Here is a 12,630-nt window from a genome sequence, read left to right on the forward strand (position 1 = left end):
CGCGAAGGCGGTGGGTCAGTCAATACAGGTGTCGACTGATACACCGCCTTCGCGAGCAAGCCCGCTCCCACATTATTTAGCCTGCATTCATTCAGTAAAGGCAGTTATGGCTTCACGAGCCGCGCATCCAGGCTGTTTTGCGCCAGGCGTTTGGCCTGGTCCTGGGTCATGCCCAGGCTGGTGTACAGCGCATGGAAGTTCTCGGTGACATAGCCGCCGAAGTACGCCGGGTCATCCGAGTTCACCGTCACCTTCACACCACGCTCGAGCATGTCGAGAATGTTGTGTTGGGCCATGTCGTCGAACACACACAGCTTGGTGTTGGACAATGGGCACACGGTCAGAGGGATCTGCTCGTCGATGATGCGCTGCATCAAGCGTTCGTCTTCGATAGCGCGCACGCCATGGTCGATACGCTGGATTTTCAGCAGGTCGATGGCCTCCCAGATGTATTCGGGCGGGCCTTCTTCGCCGGCGTGGGCCACGGTCAGGAAGCCTTCATGGCGGGCGCGGTCGAACACGCGCTGGAATTTGCTCGGTGGGTGGCCCATTTCCGAGCTGTCCAGGCCGACGGCCACAAACGCGTCACGGAACGGCAGCGCCTGGTCGAGGGTTTTCTCGGCTTCGGCTTCGCTCAAGTGGCGCAGGAAGCTCAGGATCAAACCGCTGGTGATGCCCAGTTGCTGCTCGCCATCTTTGAGCGCGGCGGCGATGCCGTTGAGCACCACTTCGAATGGCACGCCACGGTCGGTGTGGGTCTGCGGGTCGAAGAACGGTTCGGTGTGGATCACGTTCTGTTCTTTGCAGCGCAGCAGGTAGGCCCAGGTCAGGTCATAGAAATCCTGGGAGGTGCGCAGCACATCGGCGCCTTTGTAATACAGGTCGAGAAACTCTTGCAGGTTGTTGAAGGCGTAAGCCTTGCGCAGGGTTTCGACGTCATTCCACGGCAGTGCAATCTTGTTGCGTTCGGCCAGGGCAAACAGCAGCTCAGGCTCCAGCGAGCCTTCCAGGTGCAGGTGCAATTCAGCCTTGGGCAGGGCGTTGAGCCAATCGTACATGTTCTAAATTCTCATCAGGTGCAATGGCGGCATTCTACAGGCCATGGCTGAAATAATCGGCAAAACCTGACCAGCAGGAGAGTATTGGTTTTATTCGCGCAAGGGCCATCTGAACTAAGGTGTAACGAAACGTTAGCGAAGTGGTGCAGTCTGTACCCCATCAATGACTGATTTGCTGCACAAAAAGGCCCGGAATGCTCACATCCCTCAAGCAAGAAAAATTCATGTGGCTGGCGTTGATCGCCGCCATCGCCGCCTACCCGTTGGAGCACTGGATGCTCCACAGCGGGCAGATGATCGCCCTGCTAGGCGGCTTGGCGCTCATCGTTTTTATTGTCATGGCGTCGATGCGCGTCGCCCACCACGCCGAGCAACTGGCGGAAAAAGTCGGCGACCCTTACGGCACCATGATCCTGACCCTCGCCGCCGTGCTGGTGGAAGTGGTGATCCTGGCGATCATGATGAGCAACGAGCCGTCGCCGACATTGGTGCGTGACACGATCTATTCGGCGGTGATGCTCGATATCAACGGCATCCTCGGCCTGGCCGCGCTGATGGGCGGCATCAAGCATGGCGAACAGTCCTACAACGATGATTCGGCGCGCAGTTACAGCGTGATGATCCTCACCGCCATGGGCGTGTCGATGGTGGTGCCGGAATTTATCCCCGAAGCCGACTGGAAAATTTACTCGGCCTTCACCATCGGCGCGATGGTGTTGCTCTACACCCTGTTCCTGCGTATGCAGGTGGGGCCCCACAGCTATTTCTTCAGCTACAGCTACCCGGAGAAGCGTCGCAAGAAACAGCCGGAAGAACAGCAGGAGCCGCCGATCAACCTGGCGTTTTCCATCGGTACGTTGGTGTTTGGCGTGATTGTGATCGGCGCATTGGCCGAGGTGATGTCCAAGACCCTGGACCTGGGCCTGGAAGGCACGGGCGCACCGCCGGTGATTACGGCGATTGTGGTGGCGGCGATTTCGGCCGCGCCGGAAATTCTGACGGCATTGCGTGCAGCCTTGGCTAACCGCATGCAGTCGGTGGTGAACATCGCACTGGGCGCGTCGTTGTCGACGGTAATCCTGACGGTGCCGGTGATGGAAGCCATGGCGCTTTACACCGGCCAGCCGTTCCAGATGGCGATGACGCCAGTGCAGACCGTGATGGTGTTGATCACGCTCGTGGTGAGTGCGATCAACCTCAATGATGGCGAAACCAATGCCATCGAAGGGATGACGCACTTTGTGTTGTTTGCGACCTTTATCATGTTGTCGTTGCTTGGGTTGTAAGCGGCCCTCAAGCACCGCCTAAAAACTAATGTGGGAGCGGCGGTGCGACGATTCGCGAGCAAGCCAGCTACCACATTTTGATAGTGTTTCCTCAGTTAAGCCCGGTTGATCAATTCCCGCGCCGCCTGGCTGTGATCAGCAATCAAGCCTTTAAGGTCCAGCCCTTCAACCTGCCCATCGATCACCCGCCACTTGCCGCCGATCATCACCCGGTCCGCGCGGTCGGCGCCGCACAGCAGCAGCGCCGAAATCGGATCATGGCTGCCGGAAAAGCGCAGTTCATCGAGCTTGAACAGCGCCAGGTCAGCCTGTTTTCCTACGGCCAACTCACCGATATCCGTGCGCCCCAGCAACTGTGCCGAGCCTTTGGTGGCCCAGCCCAGCACCCCTTCCGGGGTGATCTTTTCCGCGCCGTAACGCAGGCGCTGGATGTACAGGGCCTGGCGCGCTTCGAGGATCATGTTCGAGGCATCATTGGAGGCTGAACCGTCGACGCCCAGGCCAATCGGCGCGCCAGCGGCGAGCAGGTCCAGGGTCGGGCAGATGCCGGAAGCCAGGCGCATATTCGAGCTTGGGCAATGGCAGATGCCGGTGCCGGCGGCGCCCAGGCGGGCGATCTCGTCCGGGTTGAAGTGAATGCCGTGGGCCAGCCAGGTGCGCGGGCCGAGCCAGCCGACGCTGTCGAGGTAGTCCACCGTGCGCAGCCCGAAACGCTGCAGGCAGAAGTCTTCCTCATCAAGGGTTTCGGCCAGGTGCGTGTGCAGGCGCACGTCGAGGTTGTTGGCCAGTTCGGCGCTGGCTTGCATGATTTCCGGTGTGACCGAAAACGGCGAGCAGGGCGCCAGGGCGATCTGGATTTGCGCGCCGTCGCCGCGCTGGTGGTATTCGCGGATCAGGCGCTGGCTGTCATCGAGGATCACTTGGCCTTGTTGCACGGTTTGCTGCGGCGGCAGGCCGCCATCGGCTTCGCCCAGGCTCATGGAGCCGCGAGTGAGCATGGCGCGCATGCCCAGTTCGCGCACGCTTTCTACTTGTACATCGATGGCATTTTCCAGGCCGTCAGGGAACAGGTAATGGTGGTCGGCCGCCGTGGTACAGCCAGACAGCAGCAACTCTGCGAGGGCGACTTTGGACGCCAGCGCGAGTTTTTCCGGGGTCAGGCGTGCCCAGACCGGGTACAGGGTTTTCAGCCACGGGAATAAAGGCTGGTTGACCACCGGCGCCCAGGCGCGGGTCAGGGTTTGGTAGAAGTGATGGTGGGTGTTGATCAGCCCCGGCAGGATCACATGTTCGCGCGCGTCGAACACTTGTCCGCACGGCACAGCGGGCTCTTTTCCCCAGCCCAGCACTTCGGTGATCACACCGTCTTGCAGCACCAGGCCACCACGGGCGTCGAGGCCATTGGCAGTGAAAATCGCGAGGGGTTTTTTTAACCAGATACGGGTCGCAGGCATTGGCCGGCTCCTCTGAATGATGGGTTCAGGTTTGCCAGCTCAGTGTTGCCCTGTCTGCTGATCCAGGGTCGCCGGTGAGGGCGAGGGGTGTAGATTACGTGTTGTTGGCGGTTGGGTCTACTGAGTCAATGTGGGAGGGGGCTTGCTCCCGAAAGCGGTGTATCAGTCAGCCCATGTATTGACTGACCCACAGCATTCGGGAGCAAGCCCCCTTGCACATTTCGACCGTGGTTTACCAGGCGATGGTGTCGCCTTTGTAGTCCACGAAGTGATGGCCGCCTTTGCCGGTGTAGGCATTCACCTGATCCACCAGGCCGCGCACGCTGGTGTCCACATCAATGTGTGCGTTTTCACCGCCCATGTCGGTTTTCACCCAGCCCGGATGCAGCGACAGCACGGTGAGTTTTTGGTCACCCAATTGCGTGATAAAGCTGTTGGTCATGGAGTTGAGTGCCGCCTTGCTGGCCTTGTACAGCGCCAGGTCGGAGCCATCGGGAATAGTGATGCTGCCCAGCACCGAACTCATGAACGCCAGCACGCCGGTGTCTTTGCGGATCTGCCCGACAAAGCGCTGGGCCAGGTTGATCGGCGCCACGGCGTTGGTGAAAAACAGTTGGCCGACTTCCGCCAGGGTGGCGTGGCCCGGTTCCTGATTGGCAGGGCCTTTGACGCCGGCGTTGACGAACAGCAGATCGAAGGTGCGCTCTTTCAGGCGTTGGGCCAGGGCGATCACGGCTTGTTGATCGTCCATGTCCAGCTTCTCGATCTGCACGTGGCCCACGGCTTTGAGCGCATCGGCCTTGTTCGGGTCGCGCACGGTGGCGGTCACCTCCCAGCCGTCCTGGAGCAGTTGCTTGACCAGGCCAAGGCCCAGGCCGCGCGAGGCGCCGATGATCAGTGCGGTTTTTGGCGTAGACATGAAAGGCTTCCTTTGGAGTGGAGGTTCACGGATTCAGTGGACAACGTTGCCCGAGCCTTTGCTGCAACTCCTGGCGCAGATGGCCGAGTTCAGTGATGCGGGTTTCGATCAGGTTGAGCTTGTCTTGCAGCAATTGTGTGACGGCAGCGTCGGGATCGGGCGCCTGCCATAAGGCGGCGACGCTGGTGCCGATCTCGCCGAGGCTGAAACCCAGGCGCTGCGCAGTCTTGATATAGAGCACCAGTTGCAGCATGTCCGGCGGGTAGTCGCGGTAACCGTTGGCGCTGCGTTGCGCGGCGATCAACCCGCGCTGCTCATAGAAGCGCAAGGTGTCGCGGCTCACCTGGCTGGCCTGGGCTAATTCGCCGATACGCATGGGGCGGGCTCGAGAGGGCTTGACCCTGGAGCATACTCCAGGCTTTAGCCTGCTGGCTTCTTGAATTGAAGGAGCTTGCTGCTATGTGGACACAAAAACGCTACCGAACACTGGTGCGGGCCAGTGCCTGGTATGACTTGATCATCACCGCCGCGTTTGTCACGCCGTGGAGTTTTGCATTAGTACACGGCCTGTTGCAGGGCTTGAACCTGCCGGGCGAGCTACCGCCGTTTCTGCCTGCGCACGTATTGATGGCCAACCTGCTCGGCTCGATTGTGTGCGTGTGGGCAGTGCTGCGTATTCGCGACCCTCAACGCCAATTCGGGCTGTATGACGCGGCCGGCCGTGGTCTGTTTGCGACCTGGCAGTTGTACGCGTTGATGCACGGCGCCACGTCGGTGCTGTGGATAATTCTGCTGCTGGAAGTGCTGTGGGGCGTTGCGCAACTACTCCCGGTGAATACTGATCAAAAAATGATCGGCGCCCGTAAGCCCTTATGACAGAAGGGTTACAGGCGGGTGTGCTCAGGTTATCCACAGGCAGGTGCACAGTAGATGTGGGCAGTTTCAGCGTTCGAGCAGGATACGCCCACGGCTGAGGTCGGCTAGCTGGGTTTGCAGCGTGTCGATGAGCGCCTCGCCGAGTGCCAGCTGTAGCTCGACGCCATTGGCGGTGAATTTTTCTTCCATCACCAGCCCACCCAGTTCGGCCACGCGCAGCTTCACCAGGTTCAATTCCGAGAAGCTGCAGGCGCAACTGAGCGGCACGCGGCTGATCAGCTCGATGCGTTCGGCATTCTGCAGGCATTTGTTCGCACCGCCGCCGTAGGCACGGGCCAAGCCGCCGGTGCCCAGCTGGATGCCGCCGTACCAGCGAATCACCAGTACGGCGACCTGATCAAAGCCTTGGGCTTCGATGGCGGCCAGGATCGGCCGCCCGGCCGTGCCGCCGGGTTCGCCATCGTCGTTGCTGCGGTACTGGTCGGCGAGCTTCCAGGCCCAGCAGTTGTGCGTGGCGTTGAGGTCGCTGTGTTGCTCGAAAAACGCCTGGGCGTCTTGCGCGCTGGTGATCGGCGCGGCCAGGGTGATAAAGCGGCTTTTGCGTATTTCTTCACGAAATTCGCAAAGGCCGGTCAGCGTGAAAGGCATAAGTCGCTTCGTTTAGAGGGCTGGCTGGATGCCGCAGCCTTTGAGGATGATGTGGATCAGGTTGGTGCCGGCGTCTTCCATGTCTTGTTTGGTCAGCTTGGTGCGACCGGTGACGCGGCAGATCTGGGTGGCGAAGTCGGCGTAATGCTGGGTGCTGCCCCACAGCAGGAAAATCAGGTGTACGGGGTCGATGGGGTCCATCTTGCCGGCCTCGATCCAGGCCTGGAATACGGCTGCGCGGCCACTGAACCAGGCGCGGTAGTCCTGGCTGAAATATTCGGTCAGGCATTCGCCGCCGCTGATGATCTCCATGGCGAAGATCCGCGAGGCTTGCGGGTGGCGCCGGGAGAATTCCATTTTGGTGCGGATGTAGCGTGTCAGCGCGACGGCGGGGTCGTCCTCGGCGGTCAGCGCGTTGAAGGTGCTGTCCCACAGTTCGAGGATATTGCTCAGTACCGCGATGTACAGGCCGAGCTTGTTGGTGAAGTAATAATGCAAGTTAGCCTTGGGCAGCCCGGCACTCGAGGCAATGGTGTTCATGCTGGTGCCTTTGTAGCCATGGCGCGCGAATTCGTCTTCAGCCGCCTGGAGAATCGCTTGTTCATTCTTTTGCCGAATGCGGCTGGCAGGTTTACCGGCGTGGTTGCTGTGGGCAGGAACTTCGAGGCTCATGGAGGTTTCCGTGCTGATCGATAGAGACGACGTGTGCACAGATAACCCACCCTCAAGCCCCAGACAAGTCCCGATGCAATAAAACCGTCAAAGCGGTTCCAGCGTGTCGCTTTCCGGGGCGTGGTTTGCGCCAACGGCAGTCGCCTTGGCCTCGGGCAATAACAGGCACAACACGATGGCCGTCAGGCCGCCGCTGGTGATGGCCGAGTCGAACAAATTTTGCACAAGAGTGGGCATCAAGTGCAGCAGGTTGGGCTGGGCGGCAATGCCCAGGCCGACGCCGAACGAGGTGGCGATGATTAGCATGCTGCGCCGGTCCAGCGGCGCCTGGGCAAGAATGCGCACGCCGGCGGCGGCCACGCTGCCGAACATCACCAGGGTGGCGCCGCCCAATACCGGTTTGGGGATTTGCTGCAGCACCGCGCCGATCAGTGGAAACAAGCCGAGACAGAACAGCAGCACGCCAATGTATAAGCCGACGTAACGGCTGGCCACGCCGGTGAGTTGGATCACGCCGTTGTTCTGCGCAAACGTGGTGTTGGGGAATGCGCTGAAGGTGGCGGCGATCATGCAACTGACGCCATCACCCAATACGCCGCCCTTGAGTCGGCTTATATAAGAAGGGCCGCTGATGGGCTGGCGGGCGATCATGCAATTGGCGGTCAGGTCGCCAACGGTTTCGATACTGCTGATCAGATAAATCAGCGCGATGGGCAGGAAGGCGCTCCAGTCGAAGTTGAAACCAAAGCGAAACGGCATCGGCACGCTGATCAATGGCAAGTCAGGCAAGGCTTGGGGCACCAGCTTGCCGCTGAACCACGCGGCCAGACTGCCGAGGGCCAGGCCGATGATGATTGCCGAGAGGCGTACCCACGGCGTGTTCGAGCGGTTGAGCAAGATGATCGTCAACACGACGAGCAACCCCAAGGCCATGTTGGTCGGCGCGCCGAAGTCAGGCGCATTGAAACCGCCACCCAGGTCGGTGATGCCGACTTTGATCAGGCTGATGCCGATCAAGGTGATGACAATGCCGGTGACCAGGGGCGTGATCACACGGCGCAATTGGCCGATAAAACGGCTCAACACGATCTGCACCGCCGCGCCGAAAAAGCACACGCCAAAGACCATCGCCATGATGTCTTCCGGGCTGCCGCCGCGTTGCTTCACTAGAAAGCCTGCTGACAACACCGCGCCGAGAAACGCAAAGCTGGTGCCTTGCAGGCAGATCATGCCGGCGCCGATACCAAATGGCCTGCGTGCCTGGATGAAAGTGCCTACGCCGGACACCATCAACGCCATGCTGATCAGGTAGGGCAAGTGGGCGGTGAGCCCCAGCGTAGAACCGATGATCAGTGGCGGGGTGATGATGCCGACGAAAGCCGCCAGCACATGTTGCAACGCGGCCAATAGGGCCGGCAGTGGTTTCGGGCGGTCGTTCAGGCCGTAGATCAGGTCGTTGGGGCTAGAGGTTTCTGGTGGCATGGCAGGCAAACTCAGGGCGGACGGTTCAAGGTCCTGGCTCCCTTGCAAAAAGCTGTCCAGTTGCTCAGCTTTTAGTAAGAAGCCCGAGTTAGCGCGTTGCCGCCAGACTCTCCAGAAAGCTTTCCAGCACCAAATGTGGGCGGCGGCCCTTGCGCGTGACCGATGCGAGGCTTAAATCGTAAAAACGTGTAGTCGGTTTCAGCGCGCGCAGTCGGCCTTGTTGTACCCACAGGCTGGCGTAGTGGTCGGGCAGGTAGCCGATATAGCGGCCGGTGAGGATCAGGAACGCCATGCCTTCACGGTCCGAGGCGCTGGCGGTGCAATTGAGTGCCTGGTAATGGGCCTGGATGTCGGCGGGCAAGCGGAAGGTCGGGGCGATGGCGTCCTGGCTGTCGATACGTGGGTCGTCCAGTTGCTTGTCTTCCGCGTAAAACAACGGGTGGCCGACCGCGCAGTAGAGCAACGAGCGTTCGCTGTACAGGGGTTGGTATTCCAGGCCGGACAGCGCGCTCGCCTGAGGTACTACGCCGACATGCAGGCGACCATCGAGTACACCTTGTTCCACCTCGTTCGGCGCGATCATGCGGATCTGGATTTGTACGTCGGGGCCGCGTTCCTTCAACATCGCCAGGGCGTGGGTGATGCGCATGTGGGGCAGGGTGACCAGGTTGTCGGTGAGGCCGATGATCAGTTCGCCGCGCAAATGCTGGTGCAGGCCGTTGACCTCGGTGCGAAAACTTTCCAGCGCACTTAGTAGCTGCAAGGCCGATTGGTAGACCTCGCGGCCTTCTTCGGTCAGGGAGAATCCAGCGCGCCCGCGCTGGCACAGGCGCAATCCAAGGCGTTGCTCCAGGTCGCTCATCTGCTGGCTGATGGCCGAGCGGCCGATGCCGAGTACGGTTTCGGCCGCCGAGAAGCCTCCGCATTCCACCACGCTGCGAAAGATGCGCAACAGGCGGATATCGAAGTCGCTGACTTGGGCCAGGGGATCGGGTCGACGGCTGCTCATAGTTTAGTGAAGGCCTGACTGAAGGTTAGAAGAGTTGAATTTCACCGACTTTATCGCCGTGGCAATTTAGCTGCAACAACGCTTTTCAATCCCGACGCTGCCTTTTGCCCTGCGAGGTTTTGCTGATGAACATGCCCGAAAACGCCCCATCGTCCCTGGCCAGCCAACTGAAGTTGGATGCGCACTGGATGCCTTACACCGCCAACCGCAACTTCCAGCGCGACCCGCGCCTGATCGTCGGTGCTGAAGGCAGCTGGTTGATTGATGACAAGGGCCGCCGGGTATACGACTCGTTGTCGGGCCTGTGGACGTGTGGCGCCGGGCACACCCGTAAAGAGATTCAGGAAGCAGTCTCCAAGCAACTGGGCACCCTGGACTACTCCCCGGGCTTCCAATACGGTCATCCGTTGTCCTTCCAGCTGGCGGAAAAGATCACCGACCTGACCCCAGGCAACCTGAACCACGTGTTCTTCACCGATTCGGGCTCCGAGTGCGCCGATACCGCGGTGAAGATGGTGCGTGCGTACTGGCGCCTGAAGGGCCAGGCCACCAAGACCAAGATGATCGGCCGCGCCCGTGGCTATCACGGTGTGAACATTGCCGGAACCAGCCTGGGTGGCGTGAACGGCAACCGCAAGCTCTTCGGTCAGGGCCTGATGGACGTTGACCATCTGCCGCACACGTTGCTGGCGAGCAATGCCTTCTCCCGTGGCATGCCGGAGCTGGGCGGTATCGCCCTGGCCGATGAGCTGCTCAAGCTGATCGAACTGCACGACGCGTCGAACATCGCAGCGGTGTTTGTTGAACCGATGGCCGGTTCCGCTGGCGTGCTGGTGCCGCCACAGGGTTATCTCAAGCGACTGCGTGAGATCTGCGACCAACACAACATCCTGCTGGTGTTCGACGAAGTGATCACCGGTTTCGGCCGTACCGGCTCGATGTTCGGCGCCGACAGCTTTGGCGTGACCCCGGACCTGATGTGCATTGCCAAGCAAGTCACCAACGGCGCGATCCCGATGGGCGCGGTGATTGCCAGCAGCGAGATCTATCAGACCTTCATGAACCAGGCGACGCCGGAATACGCGGTGGAATTCCCCCACGGCTACACCTACTCGGCGCACCCGGTGGCTTGCGCGGCCGGCTTGGCGGCATTGGACCTGTTGCAGAAGGAAAACCTGGTGCAGAGCGTAGCCGAAGTAGCCCCGCACTTTGAGAATGCGTTGCACGGGTTGAAGGGCAGCAAGAATGTGATCGACATTCGTAACTACGGCCTGGCCGGCGCGATCCAGATTGCCCCGCGTGACGGTGATGCCATCGTGCGTCCATTTGAGGCCGGCATGGCCTTGTGGAAAGCGGGTTTCTACGTGCGCTTTGGCGGTGACACCCTGCAGTTCGGGCCAACCTTCAACAGCAAGCCGCAGGATCTGGACCGTCTGTTCGATGCAGTCGGCGAAGTGCTGAACAAGATCGACTGATTTCTCCTTCTATATAGAACAACTTTTCAGGAGCCCTGCATGAGCCTTATCCAGCATTTGATCAACGGCGAGTTGGTCAATGACAGCGGCCGTAGTGCCGACGTGTATAACCCGTCCACCGGCCAGGTGATTCACCAGGTGCCATTGGCCAGTCGTGAAACCATTCAACAGGCGATCGACTCGGCCAAGGCGGCGTTCCCGGCCTGGCGTAATACCCCACCGGCCAAGCGTGCCCAGGTGATGTTTCGTTTCAAGCAATTGCTGGAGCAGAACGAAGCGCGTATCTCGCAGTTGATCAGCGAGGAGCATGGCAAGACCCTGGAAGACGCCGCCGGTGAATTGAAGCGCGGCATCGAGAACGTCGAATACGCGTGCTCGGCGCCGGAGATTCTCAAGGGCGAGTACAGCCGTAACGTGGGGCCGAACATCGATGCGTGGTCGGACTTCCAGCCGCTGGGTGTGGTGGCGGGTATTACTCCGTTCAACTTCCCGGCGATGGTGCCGCTGTGGATGTACCCGCTGGCGATTGTGTGCGGTAACTGTTTCATCCTGAAACCATCGGAGCGTGATCCAAGTTCCACGCTGCTGATCGCGCAGCTGTTGCAGGAAGCCGGTCTGCCCAAAGGCGTGCTGAGCGTGGTACACGGGGACAAGGGCGCAGTGGATGCGCTGATTGAAGCGCCGGAAGTCAAAGCCCTGAGTTTTGTGGGTTCGACGCCGATTGCCGAGTACATCTACTCCGAAGCGACCAAGCGCGGCAAGCGTGTGCAGGCGCTGGGCGGGGCGAAGAACCATGCGGTACTGATGCCGGACGCAGACCTGGATAACGCAGTCAGCGCTTTGATGGGCGCAGCGTACGGTTCCTGCGGTGAGCGTTGCATGGCGATTTCGGTGGCCGTGTGCGTGGGTGACCAAGTGGCGGATGCGTTGATCGCCAAGTTGGTACCGCAGGTCAAGGCACTCAAGATTGGTGCGGGCACCTCTTGCGGCCTGGATATGGGGCCGTTGGTGACGGGCCAAGCGCGGGACAAAGTCAGTGGCTATATAGAGGACGGTGTGTCGGCGGGTGCCAAGCTGGTGGTCGACGGCCGTGGTTTGAGTGTTGCCGGGCATGAAGAGGGCTTCTTCCTGGGCGGCAGCTTGTTTGATCGTGTGACGCCCGAGATGCGTATCTATAAGGAAGAGATCTTCGGGCCGGTGCTGTGCGTGGTGCGGGTTGATAGCCTGGAAGCGGCGATGCAACTGATCAACGATCACGAGTACGGCAACGGCACCTGCATCTTCACCCGTGACGGTGAAGCGGCGCGGCTGTTCTGTGATGAGATCGAAGTGGGCATGGTCGGCGTAAACGTGCCGTTGCCCGTGCCGGTGGCGTACCACAGCTTTGGCGGCTGGAAGCGTTCGCTGTTTGGCGACTTGCATGCCTATGGGCCGGATGGGGTGCGTTTCTATACCCGACGCAAGGCGATTACCCAGCGTTGGCCGCAGCGGGCCAGCCATGAAGCGTCGCAGTTCGCCTTCCCGAGTCTGTAAGGCGTAGTAGGTGAAGGCCGGCCCCTTGGGGCCGGTTTTTGTGCTTTTGCGGCCTTTTTGACCTATATGACAGAAATGTGAACGAAAGGGATTGACGGCGTTTTATATCTGTCTATAATTCGCCCCACTTCCGGCGCAGTCGAAACGGAAAACTCCTTGGTAAACAATGAGTTATGAAGTTTTCGGCAGCAGGTTGCTTCAGTTCATCGAAGCCAAAA

The 12,630-nt window shown here is 60.2% G+C and carries 12 protein-coding genes; 4 read left to right on the plus strand and 8 right to left on the minus strand.

Going from position 1 to position 12,630, the window contains the following annotated elements; genetic code table 11:
• Positions 1 to 104: 104 nt before the first annotated feature.
• Positions 105 to 1,058, minus strand: coding sequence for an adenosine deaminase (locus tag ACTD9P_RS27570; protein ID WP_017134717.1), 954 nt, complete (start codon positions 1,056 to 1,058; stop codon positions 105 to 107).
• 194 nt (positions 1,059 to 1,252) lie between these two features.
• Here ACTD9P_RS27570 and ACTD9P_RS27575 point away from each other — a divergent pair, with 194 nt between their 5' ends.
• A complete protein-coding gene (locus ACTD9P_RS27575; protein WP_200434174.1) occupies positions 1,253 to 2,344 on the plus strand; it encodes a calcium:cation antiporter in 1,092 nt (363 codons plus the stop codon).
• A gap of 95 nt (positions 2,345 to 2,439) precedes the next feature.
• On the opposite strand, the gene ACTD9P_RS27580 is transcribed toward ACTD9P_RS27575, so the two are convergent.
• The 3 genes from ACTD9P_RS27580 to ACTD9P_RS27590 all read right to left on the minus strand — a co-directional run bounded on the left by ACTD9P_RS27580 (position 2,440) and on the right by ACTD9P_RS27590 (position 5,093).
• Positions 2,440 to 3,798, minus strand: a complete 1,359-nt coding sequence (locus ACTD9P_RS27580; protein ID WP_438870132.1) for an 8-oxoguanine deaminase — start codon at positions 3,796 to 3,798, stop codon at positions 2,440 to 2,442.
• A gap of 232 nt (positions 3,799 to 4,030) precedes the next feature.
• Entirely contained in the window at positions 4,031 to 4,717 is a 687-nt protein-coding gene (locus ACTD9P_RS27585) for an SDR family oxidoreductase (RefSeq protein ID WP_438870133.1), read from the minus strand.
• A gap of 25 nt (positions 4,718 to 4,742) precedes the next feature.
• Complete coding sequence (locus tag ACTD9P_RS27590; protein ID WP_099550558.1) at positions 4,743 to 5,093, minus strand: MerR family transcriptional regulator; 351 nt, start codon at positions 5,091 to 5,093, stop codon at positions 4,743 to 4,745.
• Between the two features lie 83 nt (positions 5,094 to 5,176).
• Between ACTD9P_RS27590 and ACTD9P_RS27595 the strand changes: the two genes are divergently transcribed.
• Positions 5,177 to 5,593, plus strand: a complete 417-nt coding sequence (locus ACTD9P_RS27595) for a hypothetical protein (protein ID WP_200434177.1) — start codon at positions 5,177 to 5,179, stop codon at positions 5,591 to 5,593.
• Positions 5,594 to 5,659: 66 nt separating this feature from the next.
• Here the strand turns inward: ACTD9P_RS27595 and ACTD9P_RS27600 are convergent, their stop codons facing one another.
• The 4 genes from ACTD9P_RS27600 to ACTD9P_RS27615 form a co-directional block, all read right to left on the minus strand.
• The gene (locus ACTD9P_RS27600) at positions 5,660 to 6,241 is read right to left on the minus strand and encodes an IMPACT family protein (RefSeq protein WP_438870134.1); all 582 of its coding nucleotides are present in this window, start codon (positions 6,239 to 6,241) and stop codon (positions 5,660 to 5,662) included.
• Between the two features lie 12 nt (positions 6,242 to 6,253).
• Complete coding sequence (locus ACTD9P_RS27605; protein WP_138816990.1) at positions 6,254 to 6,913, minus strand: TetR/AcrR family transcriptional regulator; 660 nt, start codon at positions 6,911 to 6,913, stop codon at positions 6,254 to 6,256.
• 87 nt (positions 6,914 to 7,000) lie between these two features.
• Positions 7,001 to 8,395 carry a uracil-xanthine permease family protein gene (locus tag ACTD9P_RS27610; protein ID WP_438870135.1) on the minus strand — a complete coding sequence of 465 codons (1,395 nt, stop codon included), beginning with the start codon at positions 8,393 to 8,395 and terminating at the stop codon, positions 7,001 to 7,003.
• An 88-nt stretch (positions 8,396 to 8,483) separates the two neighbouring features.
• Positions 8,484 to 9,404 carry a LysR family transcriptional regulator gene (locus ACTD9P_RS27615; RefSeq protein WP_438870136.1) on the minus strand — a complete coding sequence of 307 codons (921 nt, stop codon included), beginning with the start codon at positions 9,402 to 9,404 and terminating at the stop codon, positions 8,484 to 8,486.
• A 125-nt stretch (positions 9,405 to 9,529) separates the two neighbouring features.
• Between ACTD9P_RS27615 and aptA the strand changes: the two genes are divergently transcribed.
• Together aptA and ACTD9P_RS27625 are read left to right on the plus strand one after the other, a co-directional pair.
• On the plus strand, positions 9,530 to 10,879 hold the full coding sequence (gene aptA / locus ACTD9P_RS27620; RefSeq protein ID WP_200434179.1) for an omega-aminotransferase AptA: 1,350 nt from the start codon (positions 9,530 to 9,532) through the stop codon (positions 10,877 to 10,879).
• 39 nt (positions 10,880 to 10,918) lie between these two features.
• The gene (locus ACTD9P_RS27625) at positions 10,919 to 12,412 is read left to right on the plus strand and encodes a CoA-acylating methylmalonate-semialdehyde dehydrogenase (RefSeq protein WP_124416352.1); all 1,494 of its coding nucleotides are present in this window, start codon (positions 10,919 to 10,921) and stop codon (positions 12,410 to 12,412) included.
• The last annotated feature ends 218 nt before the right edge of the window (positions 12,413 to 12,630 follow it).

The organism is Pseudomonas onubensis, from assembly GCF_965653655.1.
In the GTDB taxonomy this organism is placed as follows: domain Bacteria; phylum Pseudomonadota; class Gammaproteobacteria; order Pseudomonadales; family Pseudomonadaceae; genus Aquipseudomonas.

Coding starts and splice junctions, on each gene's coding strand:
- ACTD9P_RS27595 (WP_200434177.1), top strand. CDS start 5,177: ATGTGGACACAAAAACGCTACCGAACACTGGTGCGGGCCAGTGCCTGG.
- ACTD9P_RS27585 (WP_438870133.1), bottom strand. CDS start 4,717: ATGTCTACGCCAAAAACCGCACTGATCATCGGCGCCTCGCGCGGCCTG.
- aptA (WP_200434179.1), top strand. CDS start 9,530: ATGAACATGCCCGAAAACGCCCCATCGTCCCTGGCCAGCCAACTGAAG.
- ACTD9P_RS27605 (WP_138816990.1), bottom strand. CDS start 6,913: ATGAGCCTCGAAGTTCCTGCCCACAGCAACCACGCCGGTAAACCTGCC.
- ACTD9P_RS27615 (WP_438870136.1), bottom strand. CDS start 9,404: ATGAGCAGCCGTCGACCCGATCCCCTGGCCCAAGTCAGCGACTTCGAT.
- ACTD9P_RS27625 (WP_124416352.1), top strand. CDS start 10,919: ATGAGCCTTATCCAGCATTTGATCAACGGCGAGTTGGTCAATGACAGC.
- ACTD9P_RS27610 (WP_438870135.1), bottom strand. CDS start 8,395: ATGCCACCAGAAACCTCTAGCCCCAACGACCTGATCTACGGCCTGAAC.
- ACTD9P_RS27575 (WP_200434174.1), top strand. CDS start 1,253: ATGCTCACATCCCTCAAGCAAGAAAAATTCATGTGGCTGGCGTTGATC.
- ACTD9P_RS27570 (WP_017134717.1), bottom strand. CDS start 1,058: ATGTACGATTGGCTCAACGCCCTGCCCAAGGCTGAATTGCACCTGCAC.
- ACTD9P_RS27600 (WP_438870134.1), bottom strand. CDS start 6,241: ATGCCTTTCACGCTGACCGGCCTTTGCGAATTTCGTGAAGAAATACGC.
- ACTD9P_RS27580 (WP_438870132.1), bottom strand. CDS start 3,798: ATGCCTGCGACCCGTATCTGGTTAAAAAAACCCCTCGCGATTTTCACT.
- ACTD9P_RS27590 (WP_099550558.1), bottom strand. CDS start 5,093: ATGCGTATCGGCGAATTAGCCCAGGCCAGCCAGGTGAGCCGCGACACC.